Below are 24,114 nucleotides of genomic sequence, written 5' to 3'. Positions count from 1 at the left end.
AGCGTTTGCTCCAACCGGCGGACCGTCAGGGATGTCTCCCCTGAACCAGCCCAAACCCCACCTGCGGGTTTGAATGCGCGCGCAATACAGCGGTTTGACCATCATGACAAGGGCAAAGGCACGGGGTTTACGCGGTTTTTGTGTAAATCAGCGTTTTGGCATGCTCTTGCGCGCCATTTCATGCGCCTTAGCGACCCGCAGCAGGCAAAGCGCCCTTGTGGGCACCGCGCACCGCCGCCTCTGCATGGGCCGCCAGCGCCTTGCGGCTGGCGAATTCCGCCACCGGAACCGCCGGGTGATAGACCACCTCGACACTGCCATGTTTGCGCGCTGCGAGCATCTGCAGCATATGGCCGCCAAAATCCATGTCGCCCCACCAGCCGTAAAAGCGGGGGTCCGCCCCGGTCGGCGCATGGTAGTTCACTGTGACCGGCTGCACCCGCATCGTGTCGCGCAGCGCATCTGTCATAAAGGCCGCAAACAGCGTCGATTTGAACGGCAGCACCCGCAAGCTGTCGGTTGACGTGCCTTCCGGGAAGAACAGCAGTTTCTGGCCCGCCAAAATACTGTCTTCAAACAGCTTGGTCTGGGCCTGCGCCTCTTTGCGGTCGCGCGCAATAAAAAGTGTACCGGCAAGCCGCGCCAGGAAGCCGATGCCCGGCCATGTCGCCACCTCTGATTTTGCGACAAAAAACACCGGGTTGCGCGCGTTGAGCGTGAAAATATCCAGCCAAGACGAATGGTTGGCCACGACAGCGCCCCGGCCCCGCATGATTGTGCCCTTGGCGCGATACCGCAGCCCCATGATCCGCATGGCCGTGCGCACCACAAGCGGCGGAACATACCCGCCCACCGGGCGGCGCAGGCCACAAAGGGGCCGCTCCACAAGGCGGATCAGAAACAACGCCACAATGCCGACCAGCAAGACCAGCACAATCAACCCGCCGCGCCAGAGCACCCGCAGCCAGCCCCAAAATGTGATCGGGGCATAGTGCGGATAGTCGCCATCGCTGCTCCAGGTGGGGGAGGCCATGTTACGCCCCGCGCGTGTAGATGCTGCGCTGCGTCGCATTTAGCCGCGCGGTATCCATGATCAGGCAGACATCGGTGGTGTTGAAGGCGTGATCGATATAAGCCCCCTCGCCCACAAGGCCGCCAAGCCGCAGATACCCTTTGATCAGCGCCGGCACCTCGCGCATGGCGGCGCGGCGGTCAATGTCGCCTTCGGCCATCAGGTCCATGGTCTGAAAATGATCCGCCTTGGCGCGCACCCGCAGCTCTGCCGGGGCAAGGTGCCGGTGGTGCAACAACGACAGCGACGGGGCCAGCGCGGCAATATCCGTGCCGTGAAAGCTCGCCGTGCCAAACAGCAGCTCAATGCCATGGTCTTTGACATAGTCCGCCAGACCATTCCACAGCACATACATCGCCGTGCCGCCGCGATAGTCGCGGTGCAGACAGCTGCGCCCCAGCTCCAGCAGCTTGCGACCGCTTTGCTTAAGCGGCGTCACATCATATTCGCTTTCGGTGTAGTATCGCCCAATTTTGGGCATCTGATCATCGCGCAGCAGCCGGTAAACCCCAACGGTCTGATCTTCCACAGTCTCGCCCCGCGCATTATCGAGCAGCATGAGATGATCAAAATAGGGGTCAAAGGCATCCCGCTCCAGCTGGGCGGCATGATCCACCATCTCGCCCTGCCCGCCCAGCTCTTTGACAAACACCTCATAGCGCAGCCGCTGCGCCGCGCGCAGGTCCGCATCGGTGTCGGCAAGTTTCAGGCGAAAGGTATTGGGCGTGGCGGGCATGTATCTCGGAGAACCGTTTTTAGTGCTTTTATGACGAAGCTGTGCGCAGGGCAAGCGAGTGGATGTTGCCTAATTTGACCAGAAAGCTTGAAAAACTATTCACTTTATAGTTGCATCATTCACGTACCATCCGGCGCGTCATCAAATACCGGGAGCAGCGCAACCCTTTGCCCATCCAGCACAACTTTGCCCGCCTCGCGAAAATTGACGGTGATCTTACCGCCGATATTCGACTGAACCTGCCCCAAACCCCAATCCGCCTGCCCGGGGTGCCGCACCAGCATACCCGGCTCAAGAAATGCGTTGAGGTCATCCATTTTCATCTCCTAGAAAGGTCGCCCATGTCTAAACCAAATTTCAGCGAACTGATAGCCTCTCGCATTTGCCACGATCTGATCAGTCCGGTGGGCGCAATTTCCAACGGGATGGAGCTTTTGGCGATGTCCGGGCAAAGCAGCCCGGAATTGGCGCTGATCAGCGACAGCGCCGAGGCGGCCAGCGCGCGGGTGCGGCTGTTTCGCCTCGCCTTCGGGCGCGCCGGTGACGGCCAGAGTGTCAGCGCCCATGAGATGCGCGCGCTCTGCGCCGAACTCAGCGACGCGCGATTGCAGCATGAATGGCAGGTGGCTGAGGCGGTTCCGCGCGCTGAGGCCAAGGCAGCCTGTTTGGCCGCGCTCTGCTGTGAAAGGGCTTTGGCGCGGGGCGGTTTGATCCGCTCTCAGCGCGGCGAAGATGGGCGCTGGCATATCGCTGCCGAAGGGCCACAGCTGCGCAGCGACCCGGCGCTCTGGACGGCGCTTGAGCAGGGCGAAACGCCATGTGAGGTCGCCGCCGATACTGTGAACTTTGCGCTCTTGCCCGAGTGGCTCGCCCGCCAAGGACGACAGCTTGTGACCCGGATCGAAGACAGCCGGATCACGCTTTCATTCTAATGCCTGCGGCGCTCAGGCGCGCGTGGTGCCATCGCCGACCACCAGATATTTAAAGCTGGTCAGCTGCGCTGCTCCGACCGGCCCGCGCGCGTGCATTTTGCCGGTGGCGATGCCAATTTCTGCGCCCATGCCAAATTCGCCGCCATCGGCAAATTGGGTGGAGGCATTGCGCATCAGAATAGCGGAATCAAGCCGTTCAAAGAACCGATCTGCCACCGCGTCATCTTCGGTCAGCACGCAATCGGTGTGGCTTGAGCTATAGGTGCGGATGTGATCGATCGCGCCATCAACGCCATCCACCACTTTGACGGCAATATCCATATCCAGATATTCCTTGCCCCAATCGGCCTCCGTGGCCGCGGTGGTCCCAGCGATATGCGCCAGATTTTCGTCGGCATGCACCCGCACGCCTGCATCCACCAGCGCGGTAATGAGCGTTAGACCAAGATCCTGCGCGATATCTCGGTGCAGCAGCAGGCATTCTGCCGCGCCGCAAATGCCCGTGCGGCGGGTTTTGGCATTCATCACCACATCCAGCGCCTTTTGCGGGTCGGCCGCGGCATCAACATAGATGTGCACAATCCCTTCCAGATGGGCAAAGACCGGCACGCGCGCTTCGCGCTGCACCAGCCCGACCAGCCCCTTGCCGCCGCGCGGCACAATGACATCGACCGTGTCGACCATGGTCAAGAGCTCCTGCACCGCCGCGCGATCACGGGTGGGCACCAGCTGCACGGCGTCTTCGGGCAGACCGGCAGCCTTGAGCCCCTCGACCAGACAGGCGTGGATTGCGCCCGAGGAATGGAAGCTTTCCGAGCCGCCGCGCAGGATCACGGCATTGCCTGATTTCAGGCACAGCGCCCCGGCATCCGCCGTCACATTGGGGCGGCTTTCATAAATAACGCCGATGACCCCCAAAGGGGTGCGCACGCGACGAATATTCAGCCCGGTTGGGCGATCCCATTCTGCCAGCACTTCGCCGACAGGGTCGTCCTGTGCCGCCACAGCGCGCAGCCCATCGCAGATGCCCTGAATGCGCGCCTCATCCAGCATCAGCCGGTCCATCATCGCAGGGCTGAGACCTTTCTCGCGGCCAAAGTCCATATCCTTGGCGTTGGCAGCAATAATCTCATCGCGCCGCGCCCAAACCGCGTCAGCCGCGGCGTTCAGCGCTTGCTCCTTGGCCTCGGCCGGGGCAAAGGCCAGCTCCGCGCTTGCGGCTTTGGCGCGCGCGCCAATATCGGCCATCAGGGCGGGGATATCTGCGATGTCGTTCATCAGATCTGTCCTTTGTATTTCATTTTTTGCGCGCCTATTGCGCCATGTCGTCCCGGTGCACCAGCGCCGCGCGCCCGGAATAACCCAAAATGGATTCCACGTCGCCGCTTTGCGCGCCTTTGATTTGCTGGGCTTCGGCGGCGGAATAGCCCGCGAGCCCCTGCCCGATTTTGCGCCCATCCGTGGCGCGAATTTCAATCGGATCGCCCCGTTCAAACGCGCCCTGCACCGCGCTGACACCTGCGGGCAGCAGGCTTTTGCCGCGCGTCAGCGCCGCCGCTGCGCCCGCATCCACCGTCAGGCTGCCCTGGGGCTTCATCGAGCTGATCCAGCGTTTGCGCGCCTGTTGCGGTGTCACCTGCGCAGTGAACCAGGTGCATTTCGCGCCGTTAGCCAACGCCGTCAAAGGCCGCATGACCGACCCTTCGGTGATGGCCATGGCGCAGCCGCCGGCAGTGGCGGTCTTGGCGGCCAGGATCTTGGTGATCATACCGCCTTTGGAGAGGCCCGACACGCCTTCGCCAGCCATCGCTTCGAGGTCGGGGGTGATATCGTCGATCATCGGGAAATGCTGCGCATTTGGGTCGCTGTGCGGGTTGCCGGAATAAAACCCATCGACATCGGACAGCAAGATTAGCTGATCCGCCCCGGTGGTCAGCGCGATCTGCGCGGCCAAACGGTCATTGTCGCCATAGCGGATTTCATCCGTGGCGACGGTATCGTTTTCGTTCACAATGGGCACCACACCCAGCCCCAAAAGATGGGCCAATGTCGCGCGTGAATTCAGATAGCGGCGGCGGTTGGCGCTGTCTTCCAGCGTGACCAGCACCTGCGCGGTGGTGATGCCATGGGGTGCCAGCGCCTCTTCATAGGCCCGTGCGAGCCGGATCTGTCCAACGGCGGCGGCGGCTTGGGATTGCTCCAGCGGTAAATCTTGCGTCGCCAGCCCCAGCACCCCGCGCCCGAGCGCGATGGAGCCGGAGGACACCAGCACCACATCTTTGCCCTGCTGTTTCAGCTTGGCGACATCCGCCGCCAGCCCGGTCAGCCAATCCGCGCGCAGCTGGCCGCTGGCCCGGTCCACCAACAGGGCAGAGCCAATCTTGATGACCAGCCGTTTGGCATCGCTCAGGGTTGCCAAGGTGCCTCTTCCTCATCCGCTTCGTCGGCCTGTTTGATCCGCAGGCGATTGTCGTCAATTTCCTTGCGCAATGCGCGCAGAACCTCGGTGACGTTCTCCTGACTTGCGCCAGACATCAGCATCACCGGTCCTTCGGCAACGGCCTCCATCTCCTCTTTGAGGAAAGCGCGTTCTTCGGCATCCAGCGCGTCAATCTTGTTAAGCACGGTGATGCGCGGCTTTTCGGCCAAGACGCCGCCATAGGCCTCAACCTCGTTGACGATGGTGCGGTAATCCTCCATCGGATCGCCAGAGGTGCCATCCACCAGATGCAAGAGCACCGCGCAGCGTTCGACATGGCCCAGGAACAAATCCCCCAGCCCGCGCCCTTCTGAGGCCCCTTCAATCAGGCCGGGGATATCAGCGACCACAAATTCAACGTTATCAACGCCCACGACCCCAAGGTTGGGATAAAGCGTGGTAAACGGATAGTCGGCAATCTTGGGCCGCGCGTTTGAGGTCGCCGCCAAAAAGGTGGATTTGCCCGCGTTGGGCAGCCCCAGCAGGCCAACATCGGCAATCAGTTTCAGGCGCAGCCACAGGGTCCGCTCCACCCCTTCCTGGCCCGGATTGGCCCGGCGTGGGGCCTGATTGGTTGAGGATTTGAAATGCAGGTTGCCAAAGCCGCCATTGCCGCCCTTGGCCAGCAAGACGCGCTGGCCGACTTCGGTCAAATCCGCAATCAGCGTTTCCTGATCTTCATCCAGAATTTCAGTGCCCACAGGCACCCGCAGCACAATATCATCACCGCGCGCGCCGGTGCGCCCGCTGCCCATGCCGGCCTGACCGGATCGCGCAAAGAAATGCTGCTGATAGCGAAAATCAATCAGCGTATTCAGCCCTTCGACCGCTTCGGCCCAGACCGAACCGCCATTGCCCCCGTCGCCGCCGTCCGGCCCGCCGTATTCAATAAACTTTTCGCGCCGGAACGACACACAGCCACCACCGCCGCCGCCAGAGCGGATATAGACCTTGGTCAGATCAAGAAATTTCATGTGGCTGTCCTTATTGGCCCTTTTGGGCGGGTGTTCCCCCGCCTAGTAGCGCAAAGACGGGGGCAAGCTCAATTAAGTTTTAGGCTATAGGTCCATGTCGGCACCAGCGCATTGCGCGCCACCGAGAAGGTTTCGGCATCCCCCAGATACTGGAAGCCGGAATTGGTCATCACGCGGGCCGAGGCCGGGTTGTCCTGAAAGACGCTGGCATACATGGTTTTACTGTCCAGCGGATTGGCCGCGATCAGCGCTGCCACGGCTTCGGATGCGATGCCGGTGTTCCAGAATGGCGGGGCCACCCAGAAACCAATTTCCGTCAGCCCCGCGTCAATCCGCACAAGCGAAATCAGCCCCACAAGCTCGGACGCACCACTTTTGGTGCCATCGATGGCCCAGATATCTTCCACGCGCGTGTCGCTGTGCGCGCGGTTGATCAACGCCTCGGTCGCGCCGGGCGGCAGCGGATGCGGGATCGACGCGGTCATGCGCGCCAGCGCTTTGTCGCTGGCATATAGATCAATCAATCCTTGATCTGACCGCCGCAAGGGGCGCAGATCAAAGCGGTCTGTCTCGAGCACCATTTGGGTCACGATTTTTTCGTGCAACATGTGCAATCCTCCAAGTCATCTGCCGTGACCCCAATCCAACGGGGCCCGACACATGGTGTCATAAGCGGCGCGCGTAACGCCTGTTTTACACGCCATGCCCGTCTCTCCTCCCAAAGGGACGCGCACACTCATTACAAAACGCCTGTATATTGAGTAAGGCTTAGCTAAGTGTCGCCGACTGAATAACAAGTGACAAAAGCTGCCATAATATTAAGTCAAATCTTTGACACCAAACGTGAAAACCAAAAAGGGACCGGCCCTAAGACCGATCCCTGAATGTTCATTACAACCTTTGGGTCGGTTTACTCAGCGGCCTCCGCCACTGGCAGGACCGAAATAAAGGTGCGGCCTTTGAGGCCCTTGTGGAACTTCACGTTGCCATCGGTGGTTGCAAAGATGGTGTGGTCTTTGCCCATGCCGACGCCGTCGCCTGGCCACATCTTTGTGCCACGCTGACGCATGATGATGTTGCCTGCGATGACAGACTCGCCACCGTATTTTTTCACACCCAAACGACGACCCGCAGAGTCGCGACCGTTACGGGAACTACCACCAGCTTTTTTATGTGCCATATCGTTGGTCTCCTATACTTCGCTTACTTCGCCAGGTCTTTGGCTTGTTCAACCCAACCTTCACGCTCGATGCGGCCTTTGAACGACAGTTTTTCGTCGAACTCGGCAATATCAGCGTCAGTCCAGGCTGCGATCTGCGCGAAAGAGGTGATGCCCGCTTCCAGCAGTTTCTTTTCCAGTGCCGGGCCAACGCCAGACAGCTTTTTCAGATCATCTGCGCCTTCGGCTGCAGGCGCAGCTTTCTTGGCGGCCGCTTTCTTAGGTGCGGCTTTCGCTGGTGCGGCAGGCGCAGCAGCAACAGAACCCGACCCGATCGCGGCTTTGACGCCGGATTTGTCTGCGCCAGAGGCGAGAATGTCGGTCACACGAACCAAAGTCAGCTTTTGACGGTGGCCAACGGTGCGCTTGGAGCTGTGCTTACGACGACGCTTGACGAATTTGATCAGCTTGTCGCCTTTGATCTGGTCGATCACATCGGCCTGAACAGCAGCACCTTCAACGAAAGGCGCGCCCACAACGGTTTTGTCACCGCCGAGCATCAGAACTTCGTTGAATTGAATTTTTTCACCTGCATCGGCGGCCAGTTTTTCAACACGCAGAACATCGCCTGCCTGTACTTTATACTGTTTGCCACCGGTCTTAAGGACTGCGAACATGTCCTAATTCCTTCATCTGACCGCGTTCTATGGCCCTCTTGCGAGTGTTGTGGCTAATGCCGCCTCGAACTGCGCGCCCTGTGTCAGGGCGTTGTTACAACAAAACACGGCGCAAGGGATTCCTTACGCCGATGCGTGCTTATGTGAGCATGCGCCCCAATAGTCAAGTCCGAGTTGCGGGAATTGGCCATTCTTATTCCGCCATTCTTATTTCGCCATGGCGCGCCGCCCGGCCGCAGTCATGCCCCATAGGCCCTCTGCGGTCAACGGCGCGCCTTTAGGCAGTCCGCGCCAGGTGATGTTTCGGCGAACAGCCGAACTTGCGCGCATAGTCGCGACTGAAATGCGTGGGGCTTTCATAGCCCACGTCAAAGCCAGCCTGCGAGACCGAGGACACGCCACGCTCCAAAAGAGTGCGCGCTTCGATCATGCGCAGGTCTTTCTGATACTGCAGCGGTGTTGTGCCCGTGACGGATTTGAAATGCTGGTGAAACGACGACGGGCTCATCCCGGCGACCTCTGCCAAGACCCCGACAACCAATGGCTGGCGAAAGCTGGCCCTGATTTTCTGGATGGATTTGGCGATGCGGCTGGCATGACTGTCCACCGAAAGCAAATTGCGCAACATGCCGCCGCTGGGCGATTGCAGCAGTCGAAAATGGATTTCCCTTAAGATCATCGGCCCAAGCACCTGCGCATCGAGCGGCGCATCCATCAGTTCAAGATAGCGCACCATCGGCGCCACCCATGCCGGGTCAGGGGCGGCTGACAAGACAGATGTGGCATGATCCGGACTGGGCAACGCGGTGCCGACCTGTTCATAGAGACTGCGCAGGATGCCCAAATCCAATGAGAAAATCAGCGCAAGATACGGGGTCTCTGGACTGGCCTGCGTGATCTTTGAGGCCACCGGCAGGTCGTGACTGACCAGAAGGGCCTCACCTTCACTAAGGGAAATACGGCGATGTCCGACAGTCATTTCTTTGCGGCCCTGTAGGATCAGGCAAATCACCGGATTATAGACGACCGCCTCAAATACGCTGGCCTTTGTGCGTTTAAAAACATGCGCTGCGGGCAGAACCCGGCTCCCCGCAGCTTCTTCAAGCACTTCCAGCCGTTCTGCCAAGTGTATCAGTCTCATGAATGCCATCTAAATCTCCTTGTCTTTTTGTAGCAAGTGTCTGGCACGATGCCATCAAAATTCCGCACCTTTGGAGAAATTGATAGGTTTTACAGAGAAACTGGCAGGACGGTCACAGCCACCCGGGATAGATATTGACCCAGCACACAACACACGGAGGATGTCATGCCTGGAACGCCAAAAACATTCACATTGAATTCGGACACCGAAATTCCAGCGGTTGGGTTTGGGACCTATCTGATATCCAATGAGGATGCCAAGGCAGCCATCAGCGCCGCCCTTGCCGCGGGCTATCGGCATATCGATACCGCCTCGGGGTATCACAACGAAGAGACCGTCGGCGCCGGCATCAAACAGGGGATGGAGGCCGAGGGGATGTCGCGCAAGGATCTCTTTGTGACCGCCAAGCTGTGGCCCGGAAACCCCGCTTGGGGCGATGCACCCAAGACCCGCGCACAGACCATTGCGGAATGTGACGCAAGTCTGCAACGGCTTGGGCTGGACTATGTGGACCTTTACCTGATCCACGCGCCCTATGGCGGCGACATGCGGCTGGAGCAATGGCGCGCCCTTCTGGACTTGCAGGCCCAGGGCAAAGCGCATTCGATCGGTGTCAGCAACTTCAACGAAACCCATCTAGAAGAGATCAGCGCTGCTGGTCTGCCCCTGCCCGATGCCAATCAGATCGAGCTGCACCCTTGGTCCCAGAAACCAGATCTTCTGGCCTATATGGCACGCCACAACATCGCGCCAATTGCCTACAGCAGCCTTGTGCCGCTCTCGACCTGGCGCAGCACACCGGGTCAGGACAGCGCCAAAACCGACGCCATGAAGGCCGAAGATACGGTTTTCAAAGCCATGGCCGAGAAATACGGCGTTTCCGAAGCACAACTGTTGCTGCGCTGGGGCGTGCAGAATGGCTATGCGGTGCTGCCCAAAAGCCTGAACCCCAACAGAATGCGGCAAAACATCGATCTCTTTTCCTTCCAGATTGACGATGCCGACATGGCGCTGATGGCCACCATGGATCGTGGTGACGGTGTGGCCTGGGCGACCGGCGATCCAAGTAAATAACATCGCGCTGGCTCGCGCCACCGCCCCCCCCCAACATCGACAACGGAGTCCTCATGACACAGTCTCTTTCGCGCGCCGCGCGCGCAGTTCCCACAGCACTCTTTATGCTGGCCGTCCATTCACCGCTTCACGCAGAAACAGCTTGTGATGAAACCATGATGCGGGGGCAGATTGCGCAACTCAGCGCAACTCATGCCACCGTGGACACATCGATATTGATCAACGCACCGGCCCCGGATGTCTGGGCAACCCTGACGAACTTTGACCGCATGGCGGGTTGGAGCAGCGCCACCCTGCAAGGTATGACAGGTGAGATAAAGGATGGCGGAAGCGTCACCATCACGTTCATCTTTGGCACCGATGAGAACGGCGCGCCAAACGAGATGCAAATTCCACATCAGCTGATCTATGAAGATGGGCGCGCCTTTGGTTGGTCCGACCCTTTCCCGGAAGATATCGGTGGGGGTCACGACAACCATATGTACCGGGTTTCGCCCTGCGGCGCGGGCACGCTGTTTGTTCAGTCCGATGAGATCGTTGATAATGCCAATGCGGCGGTTTTTGTGGCGCAGCTCCTGCCGCTTTATCAGACGTTCAACGCGGAGCTAAAGGCAGCTGTCGAAACACCCTAACGCCTTGCTTGGGCGGGGGTGCCGCGCCCGGCGCTCCACCCCTCTGCCCTTGCTCAAAATCAAAGTTCTTCGCTGGGCTGCAGACTGTCCAGATGTTTAGAGATTTCGTCAAACCGATCGCCCATGATCTGGTAGTGCACCGCATTCATCAGCTCATAGACAGTCTGCATCTTTGGATGCTCCAGGGCTTCGGTATAGGCCAGAATTTCGTCAGCGCTAAAGCCTTGATAGGTATAGGCCGCCCCAGCCAGACCCGCGGCATGCACGCTGCGCAGGGTTTCGGCGCGGTTGGCATCCAGCTGCGACCAAAGCATCTCTTCGTCCAGATCCTCTTCGATCACCCCGGCGCGGGACGCCGCCACCAGAAAACGCACCTGAATTTGCTGCATAGCACGCAGGCCGACACCTTCGGGGTCAATCGCCACATTCATGCGCTGAAAATATTCGATCTTCGGATCGCCGGTTTCCACCATTTCGGCAATAATCTGTTGCCCGGCGATCTGTTTCAGCGCGCCATCATCCAGAACCGACAGGTTTTCGGATTTCACCAGACGTTGCCCCAGCGCGCTGTCATAAAAGCCCACTGCATGATCCAGCAATTCCTGATCCAGGGTCTGCTCCAGGATATCCACCGCCTGGGTCATCATGCCCTCAACGTCAAAAATTTCATCCGCCAGCAGCGACCAAGTGGCGCCAAACGCTCCCGCCTCCAGCCCCAGCATTTCTGGCGCATCTTCGGCATCCTGCGCAATGGATTCCACCGCGACATCAAACCCGGTGATCTGCAAAAACCGCTCGACATCCGCGCGGTTGGCGGCTTTGACGGGCAGCGCCAGAAACAGCAAGGCAACAAGGCCGAACAGCTGAGCCAAAACAATTGGTTTCAAAGTGGCGGGTTGGGCAAGTGATATCGCGCGGCGCACCGAAAACTCCTATGAGATAACCTGTTTTCATACTTAGGCTGTTTCCTGTCAGAAACAACGTAAATCCCCCTTGCCCCCATCAAAAAACCGCGATACATCCCGCCGCTACCAAGACCCCCGCGGAGAGGTGCCGGAGTGGTCGAACGGGGCGGTCTCGAAAACCGTTGTCCCTTCACGGGGACCCAGGGTTCGAATCCCTGTCTCTCCGCCATTTTCATTCTGACCCGTCTCAAAGCTGCGCGCATACCCTGCGCGTCGACGCGCATTGCGCGGCTTTTGTGATCGCCTGCGGCGCTGATACTGCCCTGCCTGAGATGGAAATTCGCATGGGGCCCTTGACCTTCCAGTCACTGGAACCACTATGTCTCTGGCAGACGCTATGACGAAGGTGGCCGATGCAACACGCTGAAACGCTTACAATTGAAATCGACGGGATGACCTGCGGCGGCTGCGCCGGACGGGCAGAGCGCGCTTTGGCGGCGGCGCCCGGCGTTGCTGCGGCACGTGTGAACCTTGCCAACCAGAGCGCGCAGGTCACGTTAGAGACCGGCACCGCAGCGAATGTCATCACCGACGCGCTTTCTGCCGCGGGCTATCCCGCACGGATGAAGGACCTCACGCTGCATATTTCCGGCATGCATTGCGGATCATGCGTGGGCAGCGTTGAGCGCGCACTGACCGCCCTGCCCGGCGTCCACAACGCCAGCGTCAATTTGGCGGCTGAAACAGCGTCGGTTCGGTATTTTTCGGGCGCGATCTCACCTGATGATATGGCGCGCGCGCTTGGCGCTGCCGGCTATGACGCGCAGGTGCCCGCCTCAGAAACCTTGCACAGCACCCGCGATCTGACAGAGGCCCGCGTGCGCGAAAAAGCCGCTGAATGGGACGCTCTGGCCCGCCGTTTTCTGCTGGCGGCGGCGCTGACGCTGCCGGTGTTCATTGTTGAAATGGGCGGGCATATGATCCCGGGGTTCCATCATTGGATCATGGCGCACATCGGGCAGCAGACCAGCTATCTCATTCAGTTTGTGCTCGTCACGCTGGTGCTGCTTGGCCCTGGACGCGCGTTTTACATCGCGGGCTATCCCGCCTTGCTGCGCGCCGCGCCCGATATGAATTCGCTCGTCGCCCTCGGCACCAGCGCGGCCTATGGCTATTCGGTTGTCGCAACCTTTGCGCCCAGTCTGCTGCCCGACGGCAGTCGCCATGTCTATTATGAGGCCGCCGCTGTCATTGTGGTGTTGATTTTGCTGGGCCGCCTGCTTGAGGCCCGCGCCAAGGGGCGCACCGGCGCGGCCATTCGCAACCTCATCGGGCTACAGCCGCGCACCGCGCGCGTGGATCGCGGCGGCAAAGTGATTGATGTCCCGATCGCAGAGATTGTCGTGGGCGATCAGCTGCATCTGCGCCCCGGCGAGAAAATCGCCGTGGACGGGCGGATCACCCGCGGCTCAAGCTATGTCGATGAAAGCATGATCACAGGCGAGCCGGTGCCGGTGCAGAAATCGGTTGGCGATACCGTTGTCGGGGGCACGATCAATGGCAATGGCGCGCTGGTGTTCTCCGCTGAAAAGGTCGGGGCTGACACCACGCTGGCGCAGATCATCCGTATGGTGCAAGAGGCGCAAGGCGCAAAGCTGCCCATCCAGGGGCTGGTCGATCAGATCACACGCTGGTTTGTGCCCGCCGTCATGGCCGTCGCGCTGGCCGCCGTACTGATCTGGATCATGTTGGGGCCGGAGCCCACCCTGAGCCGCGCATTGGTCGTCGGCGTGTCGGTCCTGATCATCGCCTGCCCCTGCGCCATGGGGTTGGCCACGCCCACCTCGATCATGGTGGGCACGGGGCGTGCGGCGCAACTGGGGGTGCTCTTTCGGCGGGGGGACGCCTTGCAACAATTGCACCGGGTCAAAGTGGTGGCATTTGACAAGACCGGCACCCTGACCGAAGGCGCACCGGCATTGACCGACCTGCAGGTCACACCCGGTCAGGACGAAGCAGAGGTGCTGCGCCGCATCGCCTCGGTTGAGCAAGACGCAGAGCATCCGGTGGCCAAGGCCATTGTCGCCGCTGCCAAGGCGCGCGCGCTCACGCTGTCGCCTGCGCGCGATCTGACGGCACTGACCGGAATGGGCGTGCGCGCCAAGGTGGACGGGCAGACTGTTTTGCTGGGCACAGCGCGGCTGATGGCAGACCACGCCGTCGATACGCACCCCTATCGTGCCCAGGCCGATACGCTGGCCCGCGCCGGAAAGACCCCGATCTATGCTGCGATTGACGGCGCGCTTGTCGCGGTGCTCGCTGCCGCGGACCCGATCACCGCCACAACACCCGCCGCCATTGCCGCCCTAAAGGCGCAGGGGCTGCGCGTCGCGATGATCACAGGCGACACCAAAGCCACCGCCAAGGCGATCGGCGACAAACTGGGCATCGACCATGTGGTGGCCGAGGTTCTGCCGGACGGCAAAGTGGACGCGCTGAAGGCGCTGCAGCAAGAGGCGGGCCGCCTGGCCTTTGTCGGCGATGGTATCAACGATGCCCCGGCGCTGGCCGCTGCCGATGTCGGCATTGCCATTGGACATGGCACAGATGTCGCCATTGAGGCAGCAGATGTCGTGCTGCTGACCGCCGATCTTGGCGGCGTGGTCACCGCGATTGATATCTCGGGCGCAACCATGCGCAATATTCATCAGAACCTTGGTTGGGCCTTTGGCTATAACATCCTGCTGATCCCGGTGGCCGCTGGCCTGCTGGTCCCCTTTGGTGGCCCGCTGCTGTCGCCAGTGCTGGCTGCCGCAGCCATGGCGCTGTCGTCCGTCTTTGTGCTGAGCAACGCTTTGCGCCTGCGCTGGCACGGCGCGCGCACCACGCCACCCCTTAGCCAGCCCACCGCTGCAACAGGAGCCGCCGCATGAACATCAGCGAAGTGGCCGCCCGCGCAGGCGTGCCGGCCAAAACCATCCGCTATTATGAAGACATCGGTTTTATCAAACCGGCGCGCGCCGAAAATGGTTATCGTGATTTCAGCGAGGTGGACCTGCACAAGCTGGCGTTTGTCGGCCGGGCCCGTTCGCTTGGATTTACCATCAAGGATTGCCATAGGCTGCTGGCGCTTTACGATGACAAATCCCGCGCCAGTGCCGATGTAAAACGGATGGCCGAGAAAAACCTGCAGGACATCGACGCCAAGATCGCCGGGTTGCAAGAGATGCGAGCGACGCTATCGCATCTTGTATCCAAATGCGCAGGGGACGACCGTCCCAACTGCCCGATCCTGAACGATCTCAGTGATCCGCAGGGATGACAGTCGAAAATCACCGGCGCTCGGCAAGAATGCCTTGACCTTAACGTTAGTGTCACAGCGCTAAAGCCTCCCCTGTCACGTTCCATACACTACGGACAGGAGACTATAGACATGACAGAAAACGACGTTTGGCAAGGCAAAGTGGCCATTGTAACCGGCGGCAGCGCGGGGATTGGCCTGGCCACCGCACGCGCGCTGGCGCAGCGGGGCGCGCAGGTGCTGATCACCGGACGCGACCCAGGAAAATTGCGCAAAGCGGCAGAACAGCATGATGCCATCGCCACTGTGCAGGTGGACAGCGCATCAGTTGACAGCGGGCAAGAGATTGTCCAGACGGCGCTGACCCTATGGGACCGCATTGATCTGATCGTCAACAATTCCGGTGCCGGCCGCCCCATGCCGATGGAGGCCTACATGATTTCATTGCCACGGGGTTTTCCACCCGCGAGATCCGCAGCATGAGCGCCTGCCTGGCCGACGAGGGCCAAGGCCCCTGCCTCGATGGTATCGACCGCATGGAAGAAAAACTGATGCATATAGAGAGGTTGCAGCGCGAGCTTGACGAAAAGCGCGCCGCTCTGCTCGACCGGATCGACAGCCTGAAGGCCGACCTTGAAGTCGTTTAGCGCGTAAACCACATTCAATCTAAAGGGAGGGAAAGTGGCGCGGTTGACGGGGCTCGAACCCGCGACCCCCGGCGTGACAGGCCGGTACTCTAACCAACTGAGCTACAACCGCGCTTTGCCTTTCGGCGAGTTGCCCTACCCGGGCCGGGGACGTTCAGAGTGGCGCGGTTGACGGGGCTCGAACCCGCGACCCCCGGCGTGACAGGCCGGTACTCTAACCAACTGAGCTACAACCGCTCTCTGAAGTCTGCCTTGGCGACGTTGCCGTCGCTTCGGTGAGCTGTGGTTTATGCGGAGGCGCAGGCAGGGTCAAGCGCTTTAGACGGACTTCTTTGCATTTTTTTGACAGCTCTGAAATCACCGCAAAAAGCCGCCTTTTTTCACTGGCTTTTTCCGCGCCCGCGCCTGCTAAAATACAAAAGGCGCAGCCAAAGCGCCACGCGCCTTGCGCCCGCTGCCCCGGGGCGAGAATGGAATCGCCGCAAGTCACGCGCGGCTGGAACCGCAAAAAATCACACATTTTTCATCGTGTTGCGCCGCGTAAAAAAATTTTCACAAATCGGTTTTTTGGGTCTTGCGCTTCGTGGCGCGAAAAGATTAAAACGCCCCACATCGGGTCGTTAGCTCAGTTGGTAGAGCGCTTCGTTTACACCGAAGATGTCGGGAGTTCGAGCCTCTCACGACCCACCATTTTCCCGAACTTTCCTGATGAATCGCAGTGTTTGCCGCGAAATTTCCCTTATTTTGTCGCGTCCTGCCCTCGGCTTGAGCCTTTGTTGACAAACTTTCGCTAGACAGTCCCCCCACCAGACCGGAGGACGCACCATGGTGCTAAGACATGCAGACCGACGCAAAAGTTCGTGCAAGGATCACAGCCGCCGCCACGCGCAGCTGTTTGCGCTGATGCGCCAACAGCAGCCGTCAGAGCGCACGGAGATCGCGGACAACGCGGCCGAAGCAGAGGCCGCCGCCATGACCGCCTTTCGCGATTTGGCCTGCGCCTCACTGCGGTTCTAAAATCTCAGCCGCGAAAGCCTGTCGCCACGACAAATTTTTCAGATGAATCCGCCCGCGACGAAGGCGGTTTGAAATTCGCCACTTTAGTGAATTTCTGTTTCAGAAGTTTCTGCAATTCACCCTCTGCGCCGCCAGCCAGAACCTTGGCCACAAAGGTGCCGCCCTCTTCCAGCACGTCAAACGCCAGATAGGCCGCCGCCTCGCAAAGCGCGATGATGCGCAAGTGATCGGTCTGTTTATGCCCGGACGAGGCCGCCGCCATATCGGACATCACCACATCTGCCTTGCCGCCCAGCCAGTCTTTGACCTGTAGATCCGCATCATCTGACATGAAATCCAGTTGATGAATTTCCGCGCCTGCCAGCGGCTCCACCTCTTGCAGGTCAATGCCCAGCACGCGGCCCACTTTTTTGCCGGGCTTTTCCCCAAGCGCATTGACCCGATTGATGGCAATCTGCAACCAGCCACCGGGCGCGCAGCCCAGATCCACCACCCGTGCGCCGGGCAGGAGAAAGCGGTATTTGTCGTCAATCTCCATGATCTTGAAAGCGGCGCGGCCGCGATAGCCTTCGGCTTGGGCGCGCTTCACATAAGGATCATTCAACTGACGTTGCAGCCAGCGGGTCGAGCTGATGCTGCGCCCGCGCGCAGTTTTGACCTTTACCGTCAGATCACGTTGACCGCGCCCGGATGTGTTTTTCTTTTTCATCGCTTTTCGCCCCCGATCGCTCTGTCAGGGCGCCCTTATACCTAGAACGGCCCGTCTTCCAAGACGCCATCCGTCGACATCTGTGCATAGAGCAGCCCTTCGCGCAGCCCCCGATCCGCCACCGACAGCTGATCCGTCGGCCAGCAGCGCAACAGCGCCTGCAAAATCGCCGAGCCCGACATGATCAGCGCGTGCCGGTCCTGCCCGATCCGCGGATCGCGCCGCCGCCCCGCCGGTCCCATACGCAAATAATCATTGATCACCGCATCAATCTGTTCCGAACTCATGCGCAGCCCGTCCACCTTGGTGCGATCATAGCGCCGCAATCCCAGATGGCTGGCGGCCACGGTTGTGACCGTGCCCGAAGTGCCGACAATCTGAAAACCCTCGCGCGCCTGTTCGGTCTGAATTGGCGCAAACTCTGCCAAGTTCTCCTCAAAGAACCAACTCATGAGCGCAAAGCGCGCAGCGTCGTCTTCGACATCATTGAACTGATCGCGCAGCGTCGCCACCCCAAGGGGGACTGAGATCCAATCCACCACTTTGGCCGCAGGAAACGGGCTGTCGATGGTTTGCAGCCCGCGCCGCATCCGCATGATGGATTTGGGCCGGTCGCGATGCGGCACGTTCGACAGATCAATCCACACCAATTCGGTCGACCCACCACCGATATCCACCACCAGCAATTGTTCGGTTTTTGTCGACACCAGCGGCGCGCAGGAAATCACCGCCAGGCGCGCCTCTTCTTCAGCTGGGATAATCTCAAGCTGCAGGCCGGTTTCGCGGCGCACCTGGTTGATAAACTCCTTGGCGTTGCGCGCACGGCGGCAGGCCTCGGTCGCGACCAGTCGCATACGGGTGACGCGATGGCGTTTCAATTTCTGCTGACAAATCCGCAGCGCCTGTATCGTGCGCCGCATAGAGCCGCGCGACAAGCGCCCGGTCTTTTCCAGACCGGAGCCAAGCTGCACCGATTTTGAAAAGCTGTCGACAACATGAAACTGACTGCCCTTCGGCTGGGCAATCAGCATGCGACAACTGTTTGTTCCCAGATCCAACGCGGCGTAAAGCGCACTGGGATCCTGGGTGTTGGGCGCGGGGCTCTCTACCGGTTTTGGGAATGCGCCCGCACCTTTGGGACGCTTGGGCGCCATGGTCACGCCCTCCATTTCGAGTTGAGTTGATCCTACTGGCTTTGCTGATGACTCGCAATCCCTCTGGCGGGTTCTGCTCAAGATCATCATTAGGATTTTTCAGCCTTTGCCCCATGGCCCCGACCCGGTTTGAACGATACAAATGCGCGAGGATTGAACCGGGTGCGCGTTGCACCCCGCATCTGTGGGAGGCAAAATGCCCGAAGTCACCATTGTGTTCTGGCGCGATATCCCGGCGCAGGTCATCGTCGGCAAGGGTCGTCGTGGCGCAAAGCGCCCCTTGGCGGAACGGTTTGAACAGGCGATTGACCGTGCCGCGATGAAAAACGGCCTTGCGGACAGCGACAGCTACCTCGCCGAATGGCGCAAAGGCGTGCCTTACGAGGTCGACGGTGCCCCTGCCGATGTGCTGGAGGCAGAAATCGCCCGGCTCGAACACGAATATGATACCCCGCGCCTGAAAACGCTGATCGATAATGATGGCTGGGCGACCAGCAGCAACTCCGTTTAGGATATTCCATGACTGAAACACTTGTTCAATCGGGCAGCAAATCCGCCCTGATCGGCTTTGACCACCCGTTCTGCGTGATCGGGGAACGGATCAACCCAACCGGGCGCAAAATCCTGAACGAAGAGCTGGAGCGCGGCGATTTTTCCCGCGTGCAGGCTGATGCGCTGGCGCAGGTCGCGGCGGGCGCAACCATTCTGGATATCAATTCCGGCGCGGTTTTTTCCAACAAGATGGCCGAAGATGTACGTTATGCGGACAACAATTTTGTTGAGCCGACATTGATGCGCGAACTCATCTTAAAGGTGCAGGAAGTGACCGATGTGCCGCTGTGTATCGACAGTTCGGTCCCCGGCGCACTGGAGGCCGGGCTGGAAGTGGCGCAGGGACGCCCACTGCTGAACTCCGTGACCGGCGAAGAGGAACGTCTGGAGGCGGTGCTGCCGCTGGTCAAGAAATACAACGTGCCAGTGGTGGCGATTTCCAATGATGACACCGGAATTTCCGAAGATCCCGATGTGCGCTTTGCCGTTGCCAAACGCATTGTCGAGCGCGCGGCGGATCATGGCATCCCGGCGCATGATATCGTGGTGGACCCGCTGGTCATGCCGATCGGCGCGATGGGCACTGCCGGGCAGCAGGTCTTTACCCTGGTGCGGCGCCTGCGCAGCGAGCTGGGCGTGAACACCACCTGCGGCGCGTCCAATATCTCTTTTGGCCTGCCCAACCGCCATGGCATCAACAATGCATTCCTGCCAATGGCCATGGCCGCAGGCATGACATCCGCGATCATGAACCCGGTGGCCCTGCCCGTCAGCGCCAAGAAAATCGCCGAAAAGAAAGCGGCGGTTCTGGCGGCCGGCATCATTTTGCCCGAGGACATGGACGACGAAGCCTTTGTGCAGCTGTTTGGCATGGGCTCAACGCATGCGCGCCCCGGCAAAGAGATGGAGGCGATCCGCGCCGCGAACTTCCTGACCAATCACGATGCCGGCGGCGCAGCGTGGATCAAGTTCAACAAAACCCCGGGCTCTGATGACTCTGGCGGCGGGCGCGGTCGGCGCGGTGGGCGCCGCCGTCGCGGTTAACGCCATGAAGGCATCACTTTAAGAGTCACAAAAAAACCCGCATTCACAAAGGAATGCGGGTTTTTTATTACCTAATACACAAGGCGCACTACCCATCGCCACGCATGGACTTTGCGACTTCAACCAGCCGCGCCGTTGCGGCGTGCAGATCGGTGGTGTCACCGCCCTCTTCGACCGCAGGTGCCAGTTTCTGCGCCAGCTCTTTGCCCAGCTCAACCCCCCATTGATCATAGGGGTTGATGCCCAGAATTGTGCCCTCGACAAAGACGCGATGTTCATAGAGCGCGATGATCTGGCCCAAGACAAATGGCGTCAGCTTTTTGTAGATCAGCGTCGTGGATGGACGATTGCCGGAGAAAACCCGCTGCATAGCATTGGCTTCCAGCTCTGCGCCGGTCAGCCCCTTTTCGGCCATCATGATGCGCGCGCGATCAAGATCGCGGCCCAGCATCAGCGCTTCGGATTGTGCGAGGCAATTGGCCAAAAGCGCCCGGTGATGATGCGCAAGCTCCGCTTCGTGGCCCTCAGCGCCGACCATGAATTCGCAGGGCACAACCTGTTTGCCCTGATGGATCAACTGATAAAACGCATGTTGGCCATTGGTGCCCGGCTCGCCCCAGACAATCGGCCCAACCGGTTGATCCAGCTCTTCGCCCTTAGCGCTGACAGACTTGCCGTTGCTCTCCATCTCAAGCTGTTGCAGATAGGCGGGCAATCGCAACAGGCGCTGTTCATACGGCAGAACTGCGCGTGTGCCATAGCCGCAGACCTGATGATGCCAGATCCCCACCAGCGCCAACATCACTGGCATGTTCTGAGACAGATCCGCAGTGCAAAAATGCCGGTCCATCGCCTGGCCGCCACGCAGAAAATCACGGAAATTCTCAGGCCCAACCGCAAGCATGATCGAAAGCCCAATCGGCCCCCACATGGAATATCGCCCGCCAACCCAATCCTCAAACCCAAAGACACGCTCAGCCGGGATGCCAAAGTCGGCAGTTTCTTTCATCGCGGTGGAAATCGCGGCAAATTGCGCCGCCGGGTCGGCCACCTCTTTGGCCATCCAATCCAGCGCGCTTTGCGCATTCATCATGGTTTCAAGCGTGGTGAATGTCTTGCTGGCGACAAGCACCAGTGTGGTTTTCGGATCCAGCGGGGCCAGCGTATCGGCCAGATCTGCCCCGTCGACGTTGGAAATGAAATGGCATTTCGGTCCGTCCGCGTAAGGTGCCAGCGCCAGCACCGCCATCGCCGGGCCAAGATCAGACCCGCCAATGCCAATATTGACCACATCGGTGATCTTGCCGCCCGCGCCGGCAAAGCGGCCGCTGCGCACAGCATCGGCAAAATCGGACATTTTATCAAGGACATCCAAGACGCCGGGCATGACATCGGCCCCATCGACATGCACCGCGCCGCCATCCAGATTGCGCAGCGCCGTATGCAGGACGGCGCGCCCCTCGGTGGTGTTGATCTTCTCGCCGGCAAACATCTGATCGCGCCGCTCGGCGATGTTCTGCTTGTGCGCCAGCGCAATCAGACTGTCGCGTGTGGCGCGATCAATATTGGTTTTGCTGTAATCAAAAAACAATTCATCCGCAGATATGGCGAACTCTGCGCCCCGGGCGGTATCATCAAAAAGATCTGCGATTTTACGCGCGCGGCTGGTGGCGTATTGGCCGCTGAGGTCATCCCACATAGGTCACTCCGTATAATGCACTGTTGCGCCATCCAGAACGGCGCTGATTGGGGCTTGTTCAGGTGGCAGGCTGCGCGCGCGCTCCAGCGCGGCCAGTTTGTCTGCCCCTTTGAAAACGATATGCTTGCGCAATGCGCCGTTCAGAACATGCGCGGCGAGGGTCACGCGTGCCTCGGGCTGGCTGTCCGGGCGTACGGTCAACAATAGCGGCGCATCCGGCGCAAGCGCGGCCAGCAATTCATCAGAATCCGGGAACAATGAGGCCGTGTGCATATCTGCGCCCATGCCCAGAATGGCGACATCAATCGGCAATTTGTCTTCCAGCGTAGCAATCAGACCGGGCAATGCCTCTTCCGGTGTGCCCGCTTCGGCATAAAGCGGCAGCAGTGTCGCGGCGGCGGCCCGGTTGACCAGCAGCCGGTCGCGCAAAAGTTTGGTGTTGCTGCGCGGGCTGATCTCGGCAACCCAACGTTCATCCGTCAGCACAACATCCACGCGCGACCAATCCAGATCAGCGGCGCACAGCACGTCAAAAATCGGCCCCGGTGTTGTCCCGCCGGGCACCGCCAAAAGCGCGCGTTCCTGATGCTGCAAAGTGGCCGTGAGATCCCCTGCGATATTCTGCGCGACATCAATCGCCATCATATCAGCATCGCCATACTTCATTAAATTCATTGTCCAATCTCCCTCCACGTGCGGCCATCCCGCTGCATCAACATATCCGCGGCAGCAGGCCCCTGGCTAAAGCTGTCGTAGGGTTTGGGCACATCGCCGCGCGATTCCCAGCCCTGAATGATCGGGTCCGTCCAGGCCCAGGCCGCCTCTACCTCGTCATTGCGCATAAACAACGTTTGATTGCCGCGCACCACATCCATGATCAGCCGTTCATAGGCGTCCGGCGTGTCGGCCGCCGGGCCAAGCGTCTCGGCGAAACTCATATCGAGCGGCACATCCAGCAAACGCATGCCGCCCGGCCCCGGTTCCTTGATCGTCACCTTAAGCGTAATACCTTCGTCTGGCTGCAACTGAATGCGCAGCTCATTGTGATGGCGGCCCGCTTCTGCGCCAAAAATACTGTGCGGCGCATCCTTAAAAACCACGATGATCTCTGAATCCCGCGCCTCAAGCCGTTTGCCTGTCCGCAAATAAAACGGCGTGCCCGCCCACCGCCAGTTTTGCACATGACACTTGAGCGCAATAAAGCTTTCGGTTTTGGACTGCGGGTTTTCGACATCTTCGCGAAAACTGCTGTCCTCGGCACTGGCGTCATATTGGCCGCGAATGATGTGATGCGGCTCAACCGCGTTCAGCGCGCGGATCACCTTAAGCTTTTCGTCCCGCACCGCGTCCGGGTCAAATTTGGCCGGTGGTTCCATTGCCGTCAGACACAAGAGCTGCATCAGGTGGTTTTGCACCATATCGCGCATGGCACCGGATTTGTCATAATAGGAGCCGCGCCCGCCGACGCCTACAGTTTCAGCAACCGTAATCTGAATATGATCAACAAATTGGCTGTTCCATAACGGTTCAAACAGCACATTGCCGAAGCGCACAGCCATGAGGTTCTGTACGGTCTCTTTGCCAAGGTAATGGTCAATCCGGTAGATCTGCGTTTCGTCAAACCGCGCAGACAGCACTTTGTTGAGCGCCCGCGCGCTGCTCAGATCGCGGCCAAAGGGTTTTTCCACCACGATGCGCGTTTCAGCATCAACCATCTGGTGGCGGTCGAGCCGTTCGGCCAGCGCATCAAAAAGGCTGGGGCCAACAGAGAAGTAAAAGGCCCGGACGCGCCCGGGTTGTAGCAACGCTGAAAGATCGGCCCAGCCTTCTTCGCCAAGCGCATCGATCATTACATAATCCAACGCCTCAACAAATTCCGCTAAGTCCTTATTTTCATGTGATACTTTGCATTCGGCTACAATGGCATCGCGTGCAAATTCACGAAAGGCCTCTGCATCCATATCACTGCGCGCAGCACCAATGATACGCGAGCCTGATGGGATCTGCTCATCCTGAAACCGTTTGAACAGCGCCGGGATGATTTTACGTCGCGCAAGATCCCCCGTGCCGCCAAATATGATGAGGTCAAATTCATCAACCGGAATAATTCTTGATACCATCTCTCACCCCATCATGACCGTTTGTCATGCAGCCGAACATCGCCGGTATTCACGTTTCTGTTAGCGCTAACGCTCACTATCAGCGCCGCG

26 protein-coding genes and 4 tRNA genes are annotated in these 24,114 nt (G+C 59.7%); 12 read left to right on the top strand and 18 right to left on the bottom strand.

What is annotated here, in order from left to right:
- Nucleotides 1-187 precede the first annotated feature (187 nt).
- The 3 genes from N6L24_RS02765 to N6L24_RS02755 form a co-directional block, all read right to left on the bottom strand.
- Nucleotides 188-1,033, bottom strand: coding sequence for a lysophospholipid acyltransferase family protein (locus N6L24_RS02765; protein ID WP_271843110.1), 846 nt, complete (start codon nucleotides 1,031-1,033; stop codon nucleotides 188-190).
- Nucleotide 1,034: 1 nt separating this feature from the next.
- Nucleotides 1,035-1,808, bottom strand: coding sequence for a GNAT family N-acetyltransferase (locus tag N6L24_RS02760; RefSeq protein WP_271843109.1), 774 nt, complete (start codon nucleotides 1,806-1,808; stop codon nucleotides 1,035-1,037).
- A gap of 119 nt (nucleotides 1,809-1,927) precedes the next feature.
- Complete coding sequence (locus N6L24_RS02755; RefSeq protein ID WP_271843108.1) at nucleotides 1,928-2,125, bottom strand: DUF3553 domain-containing protein; 198 nt, start codon at nucleotides 2,123-2,125, stop codon at nucleotides 1,928-1,930.
- Between the two features lie 24 nt (nucleotides 2,126-2,149).
- Here N6L24_RS02755 and N6L24_RS02750 point away from each other — a divergent pair, with 24 nt between their 5' ends.
- A complete protein-coding gene (locus N6L24_RS02750) occupies nucleotides 2,150-2,740 on the top strand; it encodes a histidine phosphotransferase family protein (protein WP_271843107.1) in 591 nt (196 codons plus the stop codon).
- A gap of 12 nt (nucleotides 2,741-2,752) precedes the next feature.
- Here N6L24_RS02750 and N6L24_RS02745 read toward each other — a convergent pair whose 3' ends face one another.
- From N6L24_RS02745 to N6L24_RS02715, 7 genes are all read right to left on the bottom strand, one after another.
- On the bottom strand, nucleotides 2,753-4,018 hold the full coding sequence (locus N6L24_RS02745) for a glutamate-5-semialdehyde dehydrogenase (protein ID WP_271843106.1): 1,266 nt from the start codon (nucleotides 4,016-4,018) through the stop codon (nucleotides 2,753-2,755).
- A gap of 34 nt (nucleotides 4,019-4,052) precedes the next feature.
- Nucleotides 4,053-5,159 (bottom strand): glutamate 5-kinase, encoded by a 1,107-nt coding sequence (gene proB / locus N6L24_RS02740; protein ID WP_271843105.1) that lies wholly within the window; start codon nucleotides 5,157-5,159, stop codon nucleotides 4,053-4,055.
- Nucleotides 5,147-6,193 carry a GTPase ObgE gene (gene obgE / locus N6L24_RS02735; RefSeq protein WP_271843104.1) on the bottom strand — a complete coding sequence of 349 codons (1,047 nt, stop codon included), beginning with the start codon at nucleotides 6,191-6,193 and terminating at the stop codon, nucleotides 5,147-5,149. Before obgE ends, proB begins: the two co-directional genes overlap by 13 nt.
- Nucleotides 6,194-6,261: 68 nt before the next feature.
- Nucleotides 6,262-6,801 carry a GNAT family N-acetyltransferase gene (locus N6L24_RS02730; RefSeq protein ID WP_271843103.1) on the bottom strand — a complete coding sequence of 180 codons (540 nt, stop codon included), beginning with the start codon at nucleotides 6,799-6,801 and terminating at the stop codon, nucleotides 6,262-6,264.
- 302 nt (nucleotides 6,802-7,103) lie between these two features.
- Nucleotides 7,104-7,373 (bottom strand): 50S ribosomal protein L27, encoded by a 270-nt coding sequence (gene rpmA, locus N6L24_RS02725; protein ID WP_271843102.1) that lies wholly within the window; start codon nucleotides 7,371-7,373, stop codon nucleotides 7,104-7,106.
- A 23-nt stretch (nucleotides 7,374-7,396) separates the two neighbouring features.
- Nucleotides 7,397-8,029, bottom strand: coding sequence for a 50S ribosomal protein L21 (locus N6L24_RS02720; protein WP_271843101.1), 633 nt, complete (start codon nucleotides 8,027-8,029; stop codon nucleotides 7,397-7,399).
- A 277-nt stretch (nucleotides 8,030-8,306) separates the two neighbouring features.
- Nucleotides 8,307-9,179 carry an AraC family transcriptional regulator gene (locus N6L24_RS02715; RefSeq protein ID WP_271843100.1) on the bottom strand — a complete coding sequence of 291 codons (873 nt, stop codon included), beginning with the start codon at nucleotides 9,177-9,179 and terminating at the stop codon, nucleotides 8,307-8,309.
- Between the two features lie 156 nt (nucleotides 9,180-9,335).
- On the opposite strand from N6L24_RS02715, the gene N6L24_RS02710 reads away from it, so the two are divergent.
- Together N6L24_RS02710 and N6L24_RS02705 are read left to right on the top strand one after the other, a co-directional pair.
- A complete protein-coding gene (locus N6L24_RS02710) occupies nucleotides 9,336-10,244 on the top strand; it encodes an aldo/keto reductase (RefSeq protein WP_271843099.1) in 909 nt (302 codons plus the stop codon).
- Between the two features lie 53 nt (nucleotides 10,245-10,297).
- Entirely contained in the window at nucleotides 10,298-10,876 is a 579-nt protein-coding gene (locus N6L24_RS02705; RefSeq protein ID WP_271843098.1) for an SRPBCC family protein, read from the top strand.
- Between the two features lie 59 nt (nucleotides 10,877-10,935).
- Here the strand turns inward: N6L24_RS02705 and N6L24_RS02700 are convergent, their stop codons facing one another.
- Nucleotides 10,936-11,799: a DUF2059 domain-containing protein gene (locus N6L24_RS02700; protein ID WP_271843097.1), complete on the bottom strand. Its 864-nt coding sequence runs from the start codon at nucleotides 11,797-11,799 to the stop codon at nucleotides 10,936-10,938.
- A gap of 121 nt (nucleotides 11,800-11,920) precedes the next feature.
- Here N6L24_RS02700 and N6L24_RS02695 point away from each other — a divergent pair.
- From N6L24_RS02695 to N6L24_RS02675, 5 genes are all read left to right on the top strand, one after another.
- Nucleotides 11,921-12,010 (top strand) — tRNA-Ser (locus N6L24_RS02695).
- A 184-nt stretch (nucleotides 12,011-12,194) separates the two neighbouring features.
- Nucleotides 12,195-14,714 (top strand): heavy metal translocating P-type ATPase, encoded by a 2,520-nt coding sequence (locus N6L24_RS02690; RefSeq protein WP_271843096.1) that lies wholly within the window; start codon nucleotides 12,195-12,197, stop codon nucleotides 14,712-14,714.
- The gene (gene cueR / locus N6L24_RS02685) at nucleotides 14,711-15,103 is read left to right on the top strand and encodes a Cu(I)-responsive transcriptional regulator (protein WP_271843095.1); all 393 of its coding nucleotides are present in this window, start codon (nucleotides 14,711-14,713) and stop codon (nucleotides 15,101-15,103) included. Before N6L24_RS02690 ends, cueR begins: the two co-directional genes overlap by 4 nt.
- 111 nt (nucleotides 15,104-15,214) lie before the next feature.
- Nucleotides 15,215-15,565, top strand: a complete 351-nt coding sequence (locus tag N6L24_RS02680; RefSeq protein ID WP_271843094.1) for an SDR family NAD(P)-dependent oxidoreductase — start codon at nucleotides 15,215-15,217, stop codon at nucleotides 15,563-15,565.
- On the top strand, nucleotides 15,562-15,729 hold the full coding sequence (locus N6L24_RS02675) for a hypothetical protein (RefSeq protein WP_271843093.1): 168 nt from the start codon (nucleotides 15,562-15,564) through the stop codon (nucleotides 15,727-15,729). Before N6L24_RS02680 ends, N6L24_RS02675 begins: the two co-directional genes overlap by 4 nt.
- 35 nt (nucleotides 15,730-15,764) lie before the next feature.
- Here N6L24_RS02675 and N6L24_RS02670 read toward each other — a convergent pair.
- Both N6L24_RS02670 and N6L24_RS02665 read right to left on the bottom strand, forming a co-directional pair.
- A tRNA-Asp gene (locus N6L24_RS02670) sits at nucleotides 15,765-15,841 on the bottom strand.
- Between the two features lie 48 nt (nucleotides 15,842-15,889).
- A tRNA-Asp gene (locus N6L24_RS02665) sits at nucleotides 15,890-15,966 on the bottom strand.
- Between the two features lie 377 nt (nucleotides 15,967-16,343).
- Here N6L24_RS02665 and N6L24_RS02660 point away from each other — a divergent pair.
- Nucleotides 16,344-16,419 (top strand) — tRNA-Val (locus N6L24_RS02660).
- Nucleotides 16,420-16,554: 135 nt separating this feature from the next.
- Complete coding sequence (locus N6L24_RS02655) at nucleotides 16,555-16,746, top strand: hypothetical protein (RefSeq protein ID WP_271843092.1); 192 nt, start codon at nucleotides 16,555-16,557, stop codon at nucleotides 16,744-16,746.
- 4 nt (nucleotides 16,747-16,750) lie between these two features.
- Here N6L24_RS02655 and N6L24_RS02650 read toward each other — a convergent pair whose 3' ends face one another.
- Both N6L24_RS02650 and N6L24_RS02645 read right to left on the bottom strand, forming a co-directional pair.
- On the bottom strand, nucleotides 16,751-17,455 hold the full coding sequence (locus N6L24_RS02650) for an RlmE family RNA methyltransferase (protein WP_271843091.1): 705 nt from the start codon (nucleotides 17,453-17,455) through the stop codon (nucleotides 16,751-16,753).
- Nucleotides 17,456-17,496: 41 nt separating this feature from the next.
- The gene (locus tag N6L24_RS02645) at nucleotides 17,497-18,609 is read right to left on the bottom strand and encodes a Ppx/GppA phosphatase family protein (RefSeq protein WP_271843090.1); all 1,113 of its coding nucleotides are present in this window, start codon (nucleotides 18,607-18,609) and stop codon (nucleotides 17,497-17,499) included.
- A 196-nt stretch (nucleotides 18,610-18,805) separates the two neighbouring features.
- Here N6L24_RS02645 and N6L24_RS02640 point away from each other — a divergent pair, with 196 nt between their 5' ends.
- Both N6L24_RS02640 and N6L24_RS02635 read left to right on the top strand, forming a co-directional pair.
- On the top strand, nucleotides 18,806-19,120 hold the full coding sequence (locus N6L24_RS02640; RefSeq protein WP_271843089.1) for a virulence factor: 315 nt from the start codon (nucleotides 18,806-18,808) through the stop codon (nucleotides 19,118-19,120).
- Nucleotides 19,121-19,128: 8 nt separating this feature from the next.
- Nucleotides 19,129-20,205 (top strand): methyltetrahydrofolate cobalamin methyltransferase, encoded by a 1,077-nt coding sequence (locus tag N6L24_RS02635; RefSeq protein WP_271843088.1) that lies wholly within the window; start codon nucleotides 19,129-19,131, stop codon nucleotides 20,203-20,205.
- 88 nt (nucleotides 20,206-20,293) lie between these two features.
- On the opposite strand, the gene pgi is transcribed toward N6L24_RS02635, so the two are convergent.
- The 3 genes from pgi to zwf are packed head-to-tail and all read right to left on the bottom strand — an operon-like array spanning nucleotide 20,294 to nucleotide 24,024.
- The gene (gene pgi / locus N6L24_RS02630; RefSeq protein WP_271843087.1) at nucleotides 20,294-21,904 is read right to left on the bottom strand and encodes a glucose-6-phosphate isomerase; all 1,611 of its coding nucleotides are present in this window, start codon (nucleotides 21,902-21,904) and stop codon (nucleotides 20,294-20,296) included.
- A gap of 3 nt (nucleotides 21,905-21,907) precedes the next feature.
- Entirely contained in the window at nucleotides 21,908-22,579 is a 672-nt protein-coding gene (gene pgl / locus N6L24_RS02625) for a 6-phosphogluconolactonase (protein WP_271843086.1), read from the bottom strand.
- Nucleotides 22,576-24,024 (bottom strand): glucose-6-phosphate dehydrogenase, encoded by a 1,449-nt coding sequence (gene zwf / locus N6L24_RS02620; protein WP_271843085.1) that lies wholly within the window; start codon nucleotides 24,022-24,024, stop codon nucleotides 22,576-22,578. The genes pgl and zwf overlap by 4 nt, the downstream gene beginning before the upstream one ends.
- Between the last annotated feature and the right edge of the window lie 90 nt (nucleotides 24,025-24,114).

It is taken from the genome of Cognatishimia sp. SS12 (assembly GCF_028369055.1).
Lineage (GTDB): Bacteria > Pseudomonadota > Alphaproteobacteria > Rhodobacterales > Rhodobacteraceae > Cognatishimia.
The sequence above is the reverse complement of the archived record's forward strand: the minus strand, read 5'-3'. Positions and strand labels throughout refer to the sequence as shown.